The sequence below is a fragment of the Brevundimonas sp. genome (genome assembly GCF_965227765.1).
GTDB lineage: Bacteria > Pseudomonadota > Alphaproteobacteria > Caulobacterales > Caulobacteraceae > Brevundimonas.
Window position 1 is genome coordinate 1,198,423 of record NZ_OZ245778.1, and the last position, 16,204, is coordinate 1,214,626.

At 67.4% G+C, this 16,204-nt stretch carries 17 protein-coding genes; 15 read left to right on the top strand and 2 right to left on the bottom strand.

Translation table 11 applies throughout. The features are described from left to right. The first annotated feature begins 131 nt into the window (after positions 1-131). The 8 genes from ACO05L_RS05750 to ACO05L_RS05785 all read left to right on the top strand — a co-directional run bounded on the left by ACO05L_RS05750 (position 132) and on the right by ACO05L_RS05785 (position 5,841). Positions 132-1,625: a DUF2793 domain-containing protein gene (locus ACO05L_RS05750; RefSeq protein WP_421731215.1), complete on the top strand. Its 1,494-nt coding sequence runs from the start codon at positions 132-134 to the stop codon at positions 1,623-1,625. A gap of 5 nt (positions 1,626-1,630) precedes the next feature. Next, a complete protein-coding gene (locus ACO05L_RS05755) occupies positions 1,631-1,789 on the top strand; it encodes a hypothetical protein (RefSeq protein ID WP_421731216.1) in 159 nt (52 codons plus the stop codon). Beyond that, entirely contained in the window at positions 1,786-2,061 is a 276-nt protein-coding gene (locus ACO05L_RS05760; protein ID WP_421731217.1) for a hypothetical protein, read from the top strand. Before ACO05L_RS05755 ends, ACO05L_RS05760 begins: the two co-directional genes overlap by 4 nt. Beyond that, entirely contained in the window at positions 2,058-2,441 is a 384-nt protein-coding gene (locus tag ACO05L_RS05765) for a M15 family metallopeptidase (protein ID WP_421731218.1), read from the top strand. The genes ACO05L_RS05760 and ACO05L_RS05765 overlap by 4 nt, the downstream gene beginning before the upstream one ends. 254 nt (positions 2,442-2,695) lie before the next feature. Next, a complete protein-coding gene (locus tag ACO05L_RS05770) occupies positions 2,696-3,403 on the top strand; it encodes a flagellin (protein WP_421731219.1) in 708 nt (235 codons plus the stop codon). A 390-nt stretch (positions 3,404-3,793) separates the two neighbouring features. Beyond that, the gene (locus ACO05L_RS05775) at positions 3,794-4,501 is read left to right on the top strand and encodes a flagellin (RefSeq protein WP_421731220.1); all 708 of its coding nucleotides are present in this window, start codon (positions 3,794-3,796) and stop codon (positions 4,499-4,501) included. Between the two features lie 81 nt (positions 4,502-4,582). Beyond that, positions 4,583-4,861, top strand: coding sequence for a hypothetical protein (locus ACO05L_RS05780; protein WP_421731221.1), 279 nt, complete (start codon positions 4,583-4,585; stop codon positions 4,859-4,861). A 134-nt stretch (positions 4,862-4,995) separates the two neighbouring features. Further along, positions 4,996-5,841, top strand: a complete 846-nt coding sequence (locus ACO05L_RS05785; RefSeq protein WP_421731222.1) for a flagellin — start codon at positions 4,996-4,998, stop codon at positions 5,839-5,841. A gap of 46 nt (positions 5,842-5,887) precedes the next feature. Here the strand turns inward: ACO05L_RS05785 and ACO05L_RS05790 are convergent, their stop codons facing one another. Next, positions 5,888-6,019 carry a hypothetical protein gene (locus tag ACO05L_RS05790; protein WP_421731223.1) on the bottom strand — a complete coding sequence of 44 codons (132 nt, stop codon included), beginning with the start codon at positions 6,017-6,019 and terminating at the stop codon, positions 5,888-5,890. Positions 6,020-6,206: 187 nt separating this feature from the next. Between ACO05L_RS05790 and ACO05L_RS05795 the strand changes: the two genes are divergently transcribed. The 5 genes from ACO05L_RS05795 to ACO05L_RS05815 all read left to right on the top strand — a co-directional run bounded on the left by ACO05L_RS05795 (position 6,207) and on the right by ACO05L_RS05815 (position 11,835). Continuing rightward, positions 6,207-8,882: a transcriptional regulator gene (locus ACO05L_RS05795; protein WP_421731224.1), complete on the top strand. Its 2,676-nt coding sequence runs from the start codon at positions 6,207-6,209 to the stop codon at positions 8,880-8,882. 104 nt (positions 8,883-8,986) lie between these two features. After that, on the top strand, positions 8,987-9,673 hold the full coding sequence (locus ACO05L_RS05800) for a hypothetical protein (protein WP_421731225.1): 687 nt from the start codon (positions 8,987-8,989) through the stop codon (positions 9,671-9,673). Further along, positions 9,673-10,089 (top strand): hypothetical protein, encoded by a 417-nt coding sequence (locus ACO05L_RS05805; protein WP_421731226.1) that lies wholly within the window; start codon positions 9,673-9,675, stop codon positions 10,087-10,089. The genes ACO05L_RS05800 and ACO05L_RS05805 overlap by 1 nt, the downstream gene beginning before the upstream one ends. Before the next feature lie 186 nt (positions 10,090-10,275). After that, on the top strand, positions 10,276-10,782 hold the full coding sequence (ssb, locus tag ACO05L_RS05810) for a single-stranded DNA-binding protein (RefSeq protein WP_421731227.1): 507 nt from the start codon (positions 10,276-10,278) through the stop codon (positions 10,780-10,782). 144 nt (positions 10,783-10,926) lie between these two features. After that, positions 10,927-11,835, top strand: a complete 909-nt coding sequence (locus ACO05L_RS05815; protein WP_421731228.1) for a DMT family transporter — start codon at positions 10,927-10,929, stop codon at positions 11,833-11,835. 49 nt (positions 11,836-11,884) lie between these two features. On the opposite strand, the gene ACO05L_RS05820 is transcribed toward ACO05L_RS05815, so the two are convergent. Further along, the gene (locus tag ACO05L_RS05820; RefSeq protein WP_421731229.1) at positions 11,885-12,454 is read right to left on the bottom strand and encodes a superoxide dismutase family protein; all 570 of its coding nucleotides are present in this window, start codon (positions 12,452-12,454) and stop codon (positions 11,885-11,887) included. Between the two features lie 130 nt (positions 12,455-12,584). On the opposite strand from ACO05L_RS05820, the gene gyrA reads away from it, so the two are divergent. Together gyrA and ACO05L_RS05830 are read left to right on the top strand one after the other, a co-directional pair. Continuing rightward, a complete protein-coding gene (gene gyrA / locus ACO05L_RS05825; protein WP_421731230.1) occupies positions 12,585-15,377 on the top strand; it encodes a DNA gyrase subunit A in 2,793 nt (930 codons plus the stop codon). Positions 15,378-15,403: 26 nt separating this feature from the next. Continuing rightward, positions 15,404-16,201 (top strand): aminotransferase class IV, encoded by a 798-nt coding sequence (locus ACO05L_RS05830; protein WP_421731231.1) that lies wholly within the window; start codon positions 15,404-15,406, stop codon positions 16,199-16,201. The last annotated feature ends 3 nt before the right edge of the window (positions 16,202-16,204 follow it).

Genomic DNA, 16,204 nt, shown 5'->3' on the forward strand with positions numbered 1-16,204 from the left:
ATCCGGGTATTGCGCGGATTGCGAGGCTTCAAATAGTTGAAAAAGAAGACATTCTTGTTTGAGTGAGCGGCTGAACGCGCCCAGGTTCGGCGCGCCGCGACACTGATCTCCCTTTCAAGCGGAGATCGACAATGAGCGGAGACACGAGCGCCCGGCTGGGCCTGCCCTATCTGGCCGCGGGCCAGCTTCAGAAACACGTCACCCTGAATGAGGCTTTGACCCGGCTGGACAGCCTGGTTCACGCACGGGTCGTCAGCCGGACCACGGCCGGCCAGCCGTCCGCCCCCGAGGATGGCGCGCTCTATCTGCTGCCAGCCAGTGCGACCGGCTCGGCCTGGGCGTCGCAGCCCTCAGGCGCGATGATGCGGGCGGAACTCGGCAGCTGGTCGGTTGTCGCCATGGCTGACGGCCTGATCGTCTGGGTCGAGGATGAAGGCGTCGCCCTGGTGCGGCACGGCGGGGCGTGGCGGCTGCTGGGCGCGGGTCTAGGCGAGGTGCAGGGCCTGACCCGTCTGGGCCTCAACACGACGGCCGACGGGTCCAATCCCTTCGCCGCCAGGATCAACAAGGCGCTGTGGACTGCGCTAGGCGCCGGCGAGGGCGGCGACGGCGACCTGCGCCTGACCTTCAATAAGGAGACCGCTGGCGATGTCCTGTCGCTGCTGTTCCAGAGTGGATACGCGGGCCGAGCTGAACTGGGTCTGATCGGCGGCGATGACCTGACGCTGAAGGTCAGCGCCGACGGTTCCACCTGGCGATCCGCACTGACAGTCAACCGCGCGACCGGGGCGGTCGATTGCCCCGCAGGTTGCGGCCGATCCGAGACTACCGTCCTTGCGGCCAGCGGGATCTATGTCGTGCCGGCGTGGGCGCGGCGGATCGAGGCGGTGGTTGTCGGCGGTGGGGGAGGCGGCGGGGCCGGGGCCGCAGGGGCGACGGGCGCCAGCAGGTTCGGCGGTGGAGGCGGCGGGGCGGGCGGGATTTCCTTCGCGGGCTGGAACACCGGCGATTTGGCCTCCAGCTTGAGCGTCGTTGTGGGCGGAGGCGGCGCGGGCGGCGCGGGCGGGTCTTCGGCCGGGGGGGCGGGCGGCGTATCGGGCGCCAACAGCACGATCACATCGTCCGGCACGGTCCTGATCACCGGTCTGGGCGGCGCGGCAGGACAGGGCGGCGGCGCGGCGTCCGGGACAGGCGGCCTGGGCGGCGCCGGGCTGACGGTCGCCAATCGCGGCGGGGACAGCGCCGTCACGGCCACCAGCGGCGCGGGCGCAGCACTGGATAGGCCAGACGGGTCGGGTGGCGGTGGCGCGGGCGGCGGCCTGGCCAGCACAAACACGGTCCGGGCGGGTGGCGCGGGCGGGCAGGGCGGCACGGTCGCCACTCCGGCCGCTGGCGGAACTGGCGGGAGCGGCGCCGTGGGCGGTGCAGGCGTGGCGGCCAGCACGGCAGCACGATCCTGGGCGAGCGGCGGCGGCGGAGGCGGCGGTGCGTCGGTCGCTACCGGCTATGCGGGGGGTGCAGGCGCGCCGGGCGCGGGCGGCGGCGGAGGCGGCGCAGGCGTGACCGCCTCGGGCTCGGGGGGAGCAGGCGGTGGCGGACTGGTCCGCATCGTCGCCATGGGATGATCACGATGACGCCCCTGAACTCTCGCGAAGTCGAACTGCTGGATTCGGATGTCTGGGACGCCCCTCCGCGCCTCAGCCCCGCAGACTGCTGGCTTCACACCGGCCTCGAAGGCCGTCGGTCCACCCGCAACCTCGAGGACAATCCAGAGGAGACCGAAACATGACGAACCTCCGCCGAGATTCCCCATCCCCCCTGGCCGAAGGGCGTTGGCTGTGGCGACGCATCTATGTGTTCTGCGCCAGCGCCGGCCTGGGCGGGCTTCTGGCCGGTCTGATCGCGACGGGCGACCCGCGGGTCCTGCCCAGGGTCGCCGACGGGGTGACGGGGCTGCTGGCTTTGCTGCTGGTGCTCTATCTGGTCGCGCCGACGGCCCAGCAGATCGTCGAACTGCTGGCCAATCTGAAGCTGCGGCTGGGTGCGGGAGGGCGGCCATGAGTTTTCGGCTTTCCCGCCGGTCTCGCGATCGGCTCATCGGCGTCCATCCGAGCCTGATCGCCGTGGTGGAACGGGCCATCACCCGCACGCCGGTCGATTTCATGATCACCGAAGGCCTTCGCACCCCGGCGCGCCAGGCCTTGCTGGTCAAGGCCGGGGCCAGCCGGACGCTGAACTCGCGCCACCTGACAGGTCATGCCGTCGATGTCGCGGCCCTGATCGAGGGACAGGTGCGGTGGGACTGGCCCCTCTATCCCCGCATCGCCGAGGCGTTCAAGGCGGCGGCTCTGGAGTTGAAGACTCCTCTGGTCTGGGGCGGCGACTGGGCCAGGCTGCGCGACGGTCCCCATTTCGAGCTGGATCGCCGGACCTGGCCCTAGCCGGGAACCAGCGAGGGTCTTGGGGCAGGAAATGCAGGGCTCCCGGCATTTTCTGCCCATGCCCGACCGCGCGTGGCGTTATTTGCCGGGTCTGCGGATCGCCAGGCGGAGAAATAATTCAACGAAAACAGAGGTCCGATGGCGTGTCCTCGCCGTCCACGTCTGGCCCGCCGCTTGCTGAAGGGAATGCGAGCAAAATGCTCCCGGCAGCCAAAATGGCGTCGGCTATCACGAAGTGAAAAAGGACAGCCAAAATGGCTAACAGCATCAATACGAACTCCGGCGCCATGGTGGCTCTTCAGAGCCTGAACCAGACGAACCGCGATCTGGTCACGACCCAGAACCGCGTCAGCACCGGCCTGAAAGTGGCTTCGGCCAAGGACAACGGCGCTGTCTGGGCTGTCGCCCAGACCCAGAAGGCGAACATGATCGCCCTGGACGCCACCAAAACCAATCTGCAACGCGCACAATCCGTCAACGACGTCGGCCTGGCCGCCGGCGAGTCCGTGATGGACGCCCTGGTCCAGATGAAGTCCCTCGCGGCCTCCATCGCAGCCGGCGTGGGCGACACCTCCGCTTATGAAGCCGACTATGACGCGCTGGTGACTGAAATCACCGCCTCGATCGCGGCGGCTTCGTTCGACGGCACCACCGCGCTGAGCCTGACCCTGAGCCTCGGCGCCGGTTCGGCTGCTACGGAGTCCGTCGTTCAGACGGCCATCGACACCGCCGCTTCGGCGATGCAGGCCCTGGGCACCACCTCCAAATCGCTGGAACGTCAGGTCACCTTCACGTCCAAGCTTCAGGACGCGATGGAAACCGGTATCGGCAACCTGGTCGACGCCGACCTGGCCAAGGAAAGCGCCAAGCTGACTGCTCTGCAAACCAAGCAACAACTGGGTGTGCAGGCGCTGTCGATCGCGAACTCGTCGAGCAGCATCCTGCTCTCGCTGTTCCGCTAGACCAAAGACGACGATAGGGCGGGGCTGAAGGGCTCCGCCCGACCGTCATTGCAAGCGGGTTTGATGCCCATCACGCCGTTCCTGCCGGGACGGCGTTTTGCTGTGCGGCGCCGGGGTTCGCGCAAGCCATTCGCGCCAGCCGCTCGCGAGGGCCTGGTCGGCAGGATATGCAGGGCGCCAGGCAGTTTTTTCCACTTTCGAAGTCTGGCCCGGCAGGATTTGCCGACTGAGGGCCATGGTTAAGGCAAGGTACCGTAGCAATAACAGTGGTTTGGGTTTTGGCCCGCGATATCGCCGATGGCGCGGCCCTTGCTGGGGGATGGGTGAGCAAAATGCTCCCGGCCGCCAAAACGGCGTCGGACATCACGAAGTGAAACAAGGACAGCCAAAATGGCTAACAGCATCAACACGAACTCCGGCGCGATGGTGGCTCTTCAGAGCCTGAACCAAACGAGCCGTGATCTGGTTACGACCCAGAACCGCGTCAGCACCGGCCTGAAGGTGGCTTCGGCCAAGGACAACGGCGCTGTCTGGGCTGTCGCCCAGACCCAGAAGGCGAACATGATCGCCCTGGACGCAACCAAGACCAACCTGCAACGCGCACAATCCGTCAACGACGTCGGCCTGGCCGCCGGCGAGTCGGTGATGGACGCCCTGGTCCAGATGAAGTCCCTCGCGGCCTCCATCGCAGCCGGCGTGGGTGACACTGCAGCCTATGAAGCCGACTACACTGCCCTGGCGACTGAAATCACCGCATCGATCGCGGCGGCTTCGTTCGACGGCACGACGGCCCTCAGCCTGACCCTGACCCTCGGCGCCGGTTCCGCCGCCACCGAGACCATCGTCCAGACGGCCATCGACGCGACCGCCACGGCCATGCAAGGCCTGGGCACCACCTCCAAGTCGCTGGAACGCCAACTGACCTTCACGTCCAAGCTTCAGGACGCGATGGAAACCGGCATCGGCAACCTGGTCGACGCCGACCTGGCCAAGGAAAGCGCCAAGCTGACGGCTCTGCAAACCAAGCAACAACTGGGTGTGCAGGCGCTGTCGATCGCGAACTCGTCGAGCAGCATCCTGCTCTCGCTGTTCCGCTAAGACCGCAAGACGTGAAGGGCGGGGCCGAAAGGCTCCGCCCGACCGTCCGGTTCTTCAGGAGACGCCTCTGGCGTAGGAGATATGCCCAACTCAATCGCCGCGATCGGAACCGCCATCCAGGCTGTTCCTGCCACGACCCCGGATGCAGGCGCACAGAACAACAACGCCCGACGCGATGCCGAACGCGCCGCCGACTATCGCCTTGTCATCGAGGAGGGACCTCGCCGGGGCAGTTTCGTCTACAAGACCATCAATCGCACCACCGGCGAACTGATCCGCCAGTATCCGCGCGAAGCCCTGGTCAAGATGACAAACGACGTCAGCTACGCCGTCGGGACGGTCGCCGACACCCGGGTCTGATTTCGCAAGCCGCCTGCCGCTCGACCTTCGCCGCGCCCTCATGGGTCGCGGTCGCAACGCGTTAGCATCTGTTAACCATACGGATACGACTCACGTCATAGCCTTGCCGGGAAATCGACGAGGGCGAAGACCCAATGGCCAGTATCAACACCAATGCTTCGGCGCAGATCGCGCTGCAGAACCTGAACGCGATCAGCGACCGGCTGACCGCGACGCAGAACCGGGTTTCAACCGGGCTGAAGGTGCAGGGCGCCAAGGACAACGCCGCGGTCTGGGCGGTCGCTCAGAACCAGCGCGCCGACACCAAGGCCTATGAATCGGTCACCAGCAGCCTGAACCGGGCGACCTCGATCGCCGACGTGTCGATCGCCGCGGGCGAATCCATCTCGGACCTCATTACGCAGTTGAAACAGAAGGCGACCGCCGCAGCCGATCCCGGCGGCAGCGACGCGACCCGCACGGCCTATAACAACGAGTTCCAGGCCCTGCTTCTGTCGATCAAGTCGTTCGTCGATAACGCGACCTTCGACGGCAAGAACATGCTGAACGGCATGGCCGACGACGGCGTGACCGCCTCGACCGATCCGCTGACCTTCCTGGCCAATGCGGACGCAACGGACACGATTTCACTGAATCGCCAGGACTTTTCGCTGGCCGGTCTCGGCCTTGACCCCGCGCCCGATCTTTCCTCGGTCACCGGCGCCACCGCCGCCCTGACGGCGGTCACGGCGGCCCTGACCACGGTCAGCGCAGGCCTGGCCGAGATGGGAGCGCAGGCGACCCAGATCGAAAACCACACCAAGTTCGTCTCCAAGCTGGTGGACGCGCTCGAAATCGGCATCGGCAACCTGGTCGACGCCGACCTGGCCAAGGAAAGCGCCAAGCTTCAGGCCCTGCAGGTGCAGCAGCAACTTGGCGTGCAGTCGTTGTCGATCGCCAACCAGGCGCCGCAGATCATCCTGTCCCTGTTCCAGAACTGATCGCAAGGCGTCAGGCCGTTCCGCCGGCTGAAGTGGGGCGGTCGGTCTAGAAGCGGCTGGACGGCTGACGGCCGATCATTACGGGGTCGATGCGGTGGCGGCCGCCGCGCGAGCCTGTGCGAACGCCAAACCCGTACAGGGCGAGAAACGACTGAAGGACGGACTGCGGAAACGACATCGCGGCGCTCTCCTGTTGCAGACGACGAACAGTGTTGCGCCGATTCGGTTCCGTTGCGCGCGTTAAGCCTCCGTTACCGACGCGTCGCCGATAGTGACGGCAGGAGCGCCGCGTGATCGACAGAAGCTATCTTTTGGGGCTGTACGGAGGGACGTCGACCACGTCCTTGCCGACTGCTGCCTCATTGATGGCGGGGACGAAGAAGGCCCAGCCGACCCCGCCATGGGCCACGACCTCCAGCGCGCCTCAGGCGGACGCCCTGGTCCGGTCGGCGCTGGGCGGGCGGCGGCTTATCAACGAAACCGGGACGTCCATCGACGTGGCGGGCTCATCCGCCGACTACAAGCAGTTGTTCGCCCTCTACCAGGGCCTGCGGACCCTGGCCGCAATCGCTGATCGCTCCGGCGTCAAGAACGTCAGCGCCAACGAGCAGGCGCAGCTGATGAAGCGCTTCACCGCCGGCCTGGCCGAAATCGGCTCCTATGTCTCGGGCATGGATCTGGACAAGCTGCGGTTGGTGCAGGGCGCCGTGACCGAGACCAGCAAGACGACGGCCGGGGTCGCGCGCGACAGCAAGACCGCCATCACCGGCGTGATCCACGAAGGGGCGTCGTCTTCGGCTGTCGTCGCCTTTGCGGGCGATGTGCGTTTCGGCATTACCATCAAGGCGCCAGCGGGCGGGGGTTCGACCACGACCACGGTGCCGATCGACCTGGCGGGAATGGGATCGACCACCCGCAGCCTCGACAACGTCATCTCCTACATCAACACCCAGCTGGATGACGCGGGCTTCGACACCCGGATCACACGCCAGGCCATCGCCGTCGAAGCCAAGACGATCACGGCGAACGGCAAGGTGGTGTCGACCCTGCCGGCCGGTCCAGACCGCTGGGCCCTGGCGGTCAACGGAACCGCGACCGAGACCGTGGGCTTTACAGCGGCCGAAACATCGGACGCCGTCTATGTGGTTCAGGGCGTCGGTACGACCGGCGGCCATCAACTGCTGAAGTTCCAGAGCGACGGCGGCTCGGCGGCTGCCCCCACGGGCGGCGGCATCGGCGAAAACCAGTGGATCGCGGGGCGGCTGTCGCAGACCGATCTGCCGGACGGGGTGACGGCGGTCCGGGCCAGCGCCGTTGGGCCTGACGGCTCCCTTTGGCTGGTCGGCGACCTGAGCGAGGGTCCGGGCAACCAGCCGATCAAGGGCGTCCAGGACGTCGCTTTGATGAAATACGACTCGTCGGGTCGGCTGCTGATGACCCGGACGCTGGGCGCGGCCTCCACCGCCAGCGGCTATTCCATCGCCATCGACGCCAATGGCGACGTGGCCGTGGCCGGGTCGGTCACCGGCGCGCTGAACACCTCTGCGACCGACGCCGGAAAGGGCGGGGCGGTCGCAACGGTCGCCGACAGTTTCGTCACCGTCTTCAATGCGGCGGGCGAGGAGAAATGGACCCAGAGGCGCGGGGCCCGTGCGGCGGACGAGGCCACGGCCGTCGCCTTTGGCGCTGACGGAACCGTCTATGTGTCGGGTCGAGCGCAGTCCGCCATTCCGGGCGCGTCTGCCGTTGGCGGATGGGACGGCTATGTCCAGTCGTTCAGCGCCAGTCAGGCCTATGCCGGTGCGCCGATCACGACCCAGGCGCTGGGCGCGACGCAGTTCGGCACCACGGGCGAAGACAATGTCCAGGCCATGACCATCGATGGCTCCAGCCTTTACACCGGCGGAATCGAGAACGGGCGGATGGTCATTCGCCAGTTCACCCTGGGGGCCAATGGGGCGACGACCCTGGCCGCGACGCGCGATCTTGGTGTGGCCAGCGGCGAGATCGCGGGCATCTCGGTCGTGGACGGCAAGGTCGTCGCCGCCGGTACGACCAAGAACGCCGCCCTGTCGGTCGGAACCGTGACCCAGACCCATGCCGGCGGAACCGACGTGTTTGTCGCGACTCTGTCGGGCGACCTGTCGCCCTCTGGCGATGAACGTCTGACCTATTTCGGCGGCGCGGGCGACGACACGGCTGCGGATGTGAAGGTCCATGACGGCAAGGTCTGGCTGACCGGCGTGTCGGATCGGGCTCTGGGCGCCAAGGACACCGACCTGACCAAGGCCTATCTGGCCCGGCTCGATCCCCTGACCGGCGCGGTGGAATACAACCGGGTCTGGACGGGCGAGGCCGGTCAGGCCAAGGCCTCCACCCTGGCCATCGCCAGCGATGGCGCCAGCGTCCTGGACCGGCTGGGCCTGCCCAAGGGCGAGATCGCCCAGAGCGATTCCAAGCTTCTGACCGCCGCCACCGCCCTGAGGCCCGGCGACCGCTTCTACATCACGCCGGCAGACGGCGGACGCTCCGTCGCCGTCACCATCGACGCCAAGGACACCCTGGCGACCTTGGCCCGCAAGATCGAACAGGCCTCGAACAACAAGCTGAAGGTCGAGATTCTGTCGGACAAGACGCTCAAGGCCGGCGAGATCGACGATACGCTGATCTCCCTGGCGGGGCTGCAGCGGCTGTCGATCACGGCGCGGAGCGGGCGGACCGGTGCGGTGCTGACGGCCGGCGAGGCAGGCCGAGACGCCCTGGGCGCCCTGGGCCTTTCGCCCGGTCTGATCGGTCCCACCAAGGACGCCAAGGTCAAGACCTATGGCCTCGATCTGCCCAGCAATCTGAGCCTTGCGAACGCCGACCTGCTCAAGACGACCTCCGAAAAGCTGACAGCGGCGATGAAGGTCATTCGCGACGCCTACAAGGCCCTGGATCCCGCCACGGCGGCCAAGAAGGCGACCAGCGGCCCCGTCCCCGCCTATCTGTCGGCCCAGATCGCCAACTATCAGGCCGCGCTGGACCGTCTGACCGGCTAGCCGCGTTCGATTCCGGGCGCTGATGACCCCTGTTCGGGGACTATGCGGTTGACGCGGCGCACCGCTGCGGGGTTATTGAGGCCACCGAGCCGCGCGAGTGTTCCATGGCGTTCCCCCAAGACAACAAGACCATCCTGGCTATTGGCGCCGGCCTCGCCATCCTGGCGGCGGTGGTGCTCGCCATGGTGTTCAGCGGCGGGAAAGACGCCCAGCCCAAGGAGGATCCGCCCGCATCCAAGGGCGGTCTGACCGTCGATCTGGCCGAAGCCCCCACGCTGGAGCCGACACGCGAGTTGCGCTGCTTCGTCAATGGTCAGTTCATCGGCATGGCCACCCTGTCCGACTGTGCTCAGCGCAACGGCCTGGCGACTGAAGCTCTCGACGTCGGCCTGGACGAAACGGGCGCCCTGGCCGCCGCGCCGACGGCCGCCTTCGCCCCTCCGCCGGCTCTGCCGCCGATCGACCTGGCCGAATCCACCCCGCCCGTGTCCATGCCGTCGTTCGAGCCGAGCCGGCAGATCTCGACCCCTCCGGTTCAGGCGAGCGGCTCCGCCTGCTTGCGTCATGCGGGTTCGGAATGGCGTTCGGTGTCCACGGGCATGAGCCTGAACGCCTGCGTCCAGGCCCTCTATGCCGGGACCTGCGTCCGTCCGGGCGAGGCTCAATATGGCCGCTGGGGCGACATAACCCTGCGTCTGGTGCCGCGCCGGGTCGAACAGTCAAACGACAACAACCGCTTCCGTATCCTGGGCGAGCAGGATCGCAACTGCCAGTTTCCGGGGCTGAGATAATGCGTCGCACGGGTTTGAACGCTCTGTTGGTCGTAGCCGGCCTGGGTCTGGCGCTCGCCGGGTGCAGCAATGCGGTCAAGGCGCCGTTCGATCCGGGCGTCTGCTATTATGTGGTCCTGCCCGAGGACGGTCAGACGGGCGCGGCCCGTTTCAATGTGGTCGCTCGCGACCAGCCCCAGATCGAGGTCTGCGCCGCCCGTCTGGAAGAAATGCGCCTGCGCTTCCTGCGCATGGGCGGAAAGAACCGCGAGATCATCGGCTCCTACCAGGGTCAGTTCATCTTCATCGACCGTAGCGGTGTCTCCTTCGCCCGCACGTTGGACGGTTCACGCTTCTTCGCCCTGGCCCGCAGCGGGGATGGACGTCTGGCAGTCCCCGGTACGATCGAACAACCGCGCGAGCTGCCGGCGACCTGATCCGGGACGGCCGATCTGGCGGCTCCAGGGCTCTGGCGCCAGAACAAAGGTGGAACATCCACAGCGTTTCGTTTAGGATGCGTTAATCGCCCTGCCGTCGCGCGTCCGCGCGCGCTAGGCGGTGATCATTCAAACAAGCCGCGCCCCGATCCGGGTGCGCGGGGCAGACAGCAAAAGAGCGAAGACATGGCGGGCAGCGTCAACAAGGTCATTCTGGTCGGCAACCTGGGTCGTGATCCCGAAATCCGCTCCATGCCCAACGGCGACCGGATCGCCAACTTCTCGCTGGCCACGTCCGAGACCTGGCGCGACAAGTCCTCGGGCGAGCGCAAGGAAAAGACCGAGTGGCACCGGGTCTCGGTGTTCAACGACAACATCGTCAAGGTGGTCGAGAACTATGTGAAGAAGGGTTCGACCGTCTATGTCGAGGGCTCGCTCCAGACCCGCAAATGGACCGACAAGGACGGCGTCGAGAAATATACGACCGAGATCATCATCGGCCGTTTCAACGGCCAGCTGACCATGCTGGGCGGCCGTGACGGCGGCGGCGGCGGCTCGCAAGGCGGGGGTTACGGCGGCGGTGGCGGCGGACGCGGCGATGACGACTATTCGTCGGGCTTCTCCACCGGCGGCGCCAACAAGCCGAGCGGCCCCAAGGAAAGCTACGACCTGAACGACGACATCCCGTTCTAAACGACTTCCATCCAGCCCGGATCAGGGCGCGATTTTCCGACAGAGGGCGGGTTCGGCAAGCCGGATCCGCCCTTGGCATGAACGGTCACCGAACGTGTTCGCGTCCGGGTCGCTCTGGCGGCCGCAGCGGAGTATGCCGCAGGCGTGCCCATCGTTCCTGACAAGCCTCACAGTCCTCTCAGCCTGATCGAGATCGCGGCGATTATCGCTGTGGTGGTGATCTGGGGCGTCAACAACGCCGGAGCCAAGATCGCGACCGAGGTCCTGCCGCCTCTGTTCGTCGGCGCCATCCGCTTCGGCATCGCCGCCGCCTGTCTGGTCTGGATGGTGCGGCCGCCATTTCCCGATCTGAAAAGCCTGCTGATCATCGTGATCCTGGGCGGGCCGGTCCATTACGGTCTGATCTATCTGGCCTATTCGATGGCCCAGGACGTCAGCCCGGTGACGGTCGCGACACAGTTGTGGGTGCCCTTCACGGCCCTGTTCGCCTTCCTGATTCTGGGCGAGCGCCTGTCGCGGGTGGCGGTGTTCGGTCTGGTCGTAGCCTTCGCCGGGGTCGCCTGGATGACGCTGGATCCCCATGCTCTACAGGATTGGAAGGCCATCATCATCGGGGTGATCGGGTCGTCCGCCTGGGCCGTCATCACCGTCATCGCTCGCCGCACCACCTCCATCCCGCCGCTGAAGATGCAGGGGATGCTGGCCTGCGTCGCCCTGCCGACCCTGGCGCTGGGGTCGGCGGTGTTCGAGCGGGGCCAGTTCGAGGCGCTGTCTCAGACCACGCCCCTGATCTGGGTCGCCCTGTTGTGGGCCGGGCTGGTGTCGTCCGTGCTGGCCACCAGCCTGGTCTTCTGGCTGGTGCAGAAACGCGAGGCCGGGCGGGTGACGCCCTACCTGCTGGCCACGCCCGTCGTCTCCATGGCCATCGGCTGGCTGTGGATGGGCGATGTGCTGACGCCGCAGATCCTGGCCGGGTCGGCCCTGACCATCGCCGGCGTCGCCGCCGTTGCCCTGGCCGAGCGCGGTCTCCGCGCCGGCGCGACGCGGGGATGACGAGCGCGGTCTCCGCGCCGGCGCGACCAGGGCTGTCGGGACTGTTGGTCTAGCCCGCCGCCATCACGCCGCAGACGACGCGGTCGCCGGCTCCGCCGATCGGCTGGGTCGAGTGGTCGTCGGCATTGGCGTGGATGACCAGGGCCGAGCCGTCCGCGTCCCACAGCCACTGGCCGGGGCCGTCGGCGGCGATGCGGGCCTTGGTGGTGAAGACCTCGGCGTTGGCCTTGCCGTCCGCGCCGACCCAGATGTTGGGCAGGTCGCCGTCGTCAGGCCCCTGGGCATTCAGCAGGCCGTGCGGCGTCTTGGGATCGGTGTGGTTGATATGGGCTCCGGCCGAGGTGAAGGGGGCGGTGCATTCGCCCGTCGCGTGGATGTGCATCCCGTGCCAGCCGGGCGTCAGGCCGCTGGCCTCGACCCGGATCAGCAGGCCTGTGGCGCCTTGCGTCAGGACGGCGCGGCCGACCCGAGCGCCCGTTCCGTCGATCAGGGTCGCCTCGCCGAAGTCGCCCACGGCGGCGCGGATCGGAGCGGTCTGGCCGAAGCTGTTGTCGGTGACGCTGACGCAGGCGGCGAGCGCGGCGCAGGCGAGCGGGGCGGCGAGGGCGATCAGGCGCATGAGGGAGTCCTTTCAAGACGGTCGGCGAACGCGCGGCAGGGCGGCGAATCTTTGCGTAACATAGCCCCGGATGCTAGAAATCCGGACAGCGGATCACGTTCCGATTCCGGCCACCTGAAGCCAGATTTCATTGTCAGACGATAACTACACCGACGCCCTGCCGCCAGCCGGGCCAGACGGCCCGCGCAGCGACATTTCGACCATCACGATCGAGGACGAACTGCGCCGCAGTTACCTCGATTATGCGATGAGCGTGATCGTCAGCCGCGCCCTGCCGGACGCGCGCGACGGGCTGAAACCCGTGCACCGCCGCATCCTGTGGTCCATGTCCGAACTGAACATGACGCCCGAGCGGTCCTATTCGAAGTCGGCCCGTGTGGTCGGCGACGTGCTGGGCCGGCTGCACCCGCACGGCGACGCCTCGGTCTATATGGCCATGGTGCGTATGGCCCAGCCCTTCTCGATGGGGCTGATGCTGGTCGACGGCCAGGGCAACTTCGGCTCGGTCGACGGCGATATGCCCGCCTCGATGCGTTACACCGAGGCCCGGATGGCCCCAGCCGCCGTCGCCTTGCTGGCCGACATCGACAAGGACACCGTCGATTTCCAGCCCAACTACGACGAAAAGGAATTGGAACCCGTCGTCCTGCCGGCGCGGATCCCCAACCTGCTGGTCAATGGCGCGGGCGGCATCGCCGTCGGCATGGCCACCAACATCCCGCCCCATAACCTGGGCGAGATCATCGACGCCTGCGTCGCCCTGCTGGACGATCCCGAGATCTCGACCGAGGCCCTGCTGGACCTGGTGCCCGGCCCCGACTTCCCCACCGGCGGCGAGATCATGGGCCGCACCGCGCCCCGGAACGCCCTGCGCGACGGTCGCGGCTCGGTCATCGTGCGCGGCAAGGCCTCGATCGAGACGATCCGCAAGGACCGCGAGGCGATCATCATCACCGAGCTGCCCTATCAGGTGAACAAGCAGACCCTGATCGAGCGCATCGCCGAAATGGTGCGCGAGAAGCGGATCGAGGGCATCTCCGACGTCCGCGACGAATCCGACCGCCAGGGCATGCGGATGGTGGTCGAGCTGAAGCGCGATGCGTCCGGCGACGTCATCCTGAACCAGCTGTTCCGCTATACGGCGCTGCAATCCTCGTTCGGCGTCAACATGCTGGCCCTGAACCATGGCCGTCCCGAGCAGATGGGTCTGCGCGATCTGGTCCAGATCTTCCTCGACTTCCGCGAAGAGGTCGTGGTCCGCCGCGTCAAGTTCGAGCTGGCCAAGGCCCGCGACCGCGGCCACGTCCTGGTCGGCCTGGCCGTCGCCGTCGCCAATATCGACGAGGTCATCCACATCATCCGCTCCTCGGCCGACCCGGCAGAGGCGCGCGAGCGTTTGCAGGCCAAGTCCTGGCCGGTGGGCGACATGATCGCCCTGGTCGAGCTGATCGCCGATCCGCGCTCGGTGCTGATCGAGGGCGACAAGCTCAACCTGACCGACGAACAGGCCCGCGCCATCCTGGCCCTGACGCTCAGCCGCCTGACCGGCCTGGGCCGCGACGACATCTTCGGCGAGGCTCGCGGCCTGGCCGACACCATCCAGGGCCACCTGACCATCCTGTCGGACCGCGCCAACATCCTGGCCATCATCCGCGAGGACCTGTTCGCGGTGAAGGAGCAGTTCGCCGTGCCGCGCCGCACCCTGATTGGCGAGGGCGACGCCGAGATGGAGGACGAGGACCTGATCCCGCGCGAGGACATGGTCGTCACCGTCACCCACGGCGGCTACGTCAAGCGCGTGGCCCTGAACGCCTATCGGACCCAGCATCGCGGCGGCAAGGGCAAGTCCGGCATGACGATGAAGGACGAGGACGCCATCGTCGGCGTCTTCTCGGCCTCGACCCACACGCCGGTGCTGTTCTTCGCCACCAACGGCAAGGCCTACAAGCTCAAGACCTGGCGCCTGCCGCTGGGCGCGCCGACCTCGCGCGGCAAGGCCTTCGTCAACCTGCTGCCCATCGAGCCGGGCGACAGCATCATGAACGTCCTGCCCCTGCCTGAGGATGAGGCGACCTGGGGCGACTACGACATCATGTTCGCCACCAAGTCGGGCGACGTGCGCCGCAACAAGCTGTCGGACTTCGCCACGGTGAACCGCGCCGGCAAGATCGCCATGAAGCTGGAAGACGACGACCACATGGTCGGGGTCGCCCTGTGCACCGCCGAGGACGACGTGCTGCTGACGACCGCCCTGGGCCGCGCCATCCGCTTCAAGGCCGATGATGTTCGCGTCTTCAAGGGCCGGGATTCGACCGGGGTGCGCGGCGTTCGCCTGCAATCGGGCGACGAGGTCATCTCCATGGCCGTGCTGGGCCGGGTCGATGCGACCCCGGACGAGCGCGCCGCCTACGTCAAACACGCCAACGCCATGCGCAAGGCGGCGGGCGACGCGGACGATGAAACGCCGGTGGTCGATACCGCCAATGAAGAGGGCGACGAGGCCGAAGGATCGGGCGACGCCGCCCTGTCCATCGAGCGGATCGCCGAACTGGGCGCGGCGGAGCAGTTCATCCTGACCGTCACCGACACCGGCTTCGGCAAGCGGTCCTCGGCCTATGAGTATCGCCGCACGGGTCGCGGCGGCCAGGGTCTGACGGCCCACGGTCTGGGCGGTCGTGCGGGCACGCGCCTGACCGCCGCCTTCCCGGTCGAGGAAACCGACGACCTGCTGATGGTCACCTCGGGCGGTCAGATGATCCGCACCCGCGTCGAACAGGTCCGCATCGTCGGCCGTTCCAGCCAGGGGGTGACGATCTTCCGCACCGCCGAGGGCGAGAAGGTGGTCTCGGTCGAGCGTCTGGCCGAAACACCCGGCGGCGACGATGTCGGCGAAGATGACGGCACCGAGGGTGGCGAGGAATAATCCTCCCCCATCGGGGGAGGGTTCCGGTGCAGGCTGAAATCCTGATCGACGGCGCGGCTGCGAGCGTCGCCGACCTCGCGTCCCAGGCCTTGACCAACTACGGCGCCTACACCTCTTTCCGCGTCGAGGGCGGCGGGGTGCGGGGGCTGGGCGATCATCTGGCCCGCCTCGACGCCTCTGCGCTCGACCTGTTCGGCGAGGCGGTGGGCGAGGCGACCTTGCGCGACCTCATGCGCCAAGCCGTCGCCGACCGGCCCGACTGTTGGCTGCGCGTCAGCCTGTTCTCGCCCGAGATCGGCGTGCGCAATCCGTCCTGGCGAGGGCGACCCCGCGTCATGACCATCCGTTCGCCCGCTCCGGCGCCTCTGGCCACGTCGCTGAGGCTGGCGGTCCAGACCTATGGCCGGGAAGAGGCCCACCTCAAGCACACGGCCATCTTCGGCCTGATCCGCGCCCGCCGCGCCGCCCAGGACGGCGGCTTCGACGACGTCCTGTTCGTGGATGGCGAGGGGGTGATTTCCGAAGGCAGCGTCTGGAACATCGGCTTCCTGGACGGTTCGAACATTGTCTGGCCCCAGGCGCCCATGCTGGCCGGCGTGGCTCAGAGGCTGATCGAGAAGGGGGGGGCGGGGCAGGGGCTCGGCTGCTCGACGGAGCGCGTGTGGCTGTCGGACCTGGCCCGTTTCGACGGCGCCTTCATCTGCAACAGCGCCACCCCGGCCTGCGCCGTCAGCGCCATCGCAGGCCATGAGTTCACGACGGACCCCGACCGGATCGCCGCGATCGCCGCCGCCTGGGCGGCCAACGCGCCTGAGCCGATCTGAGAC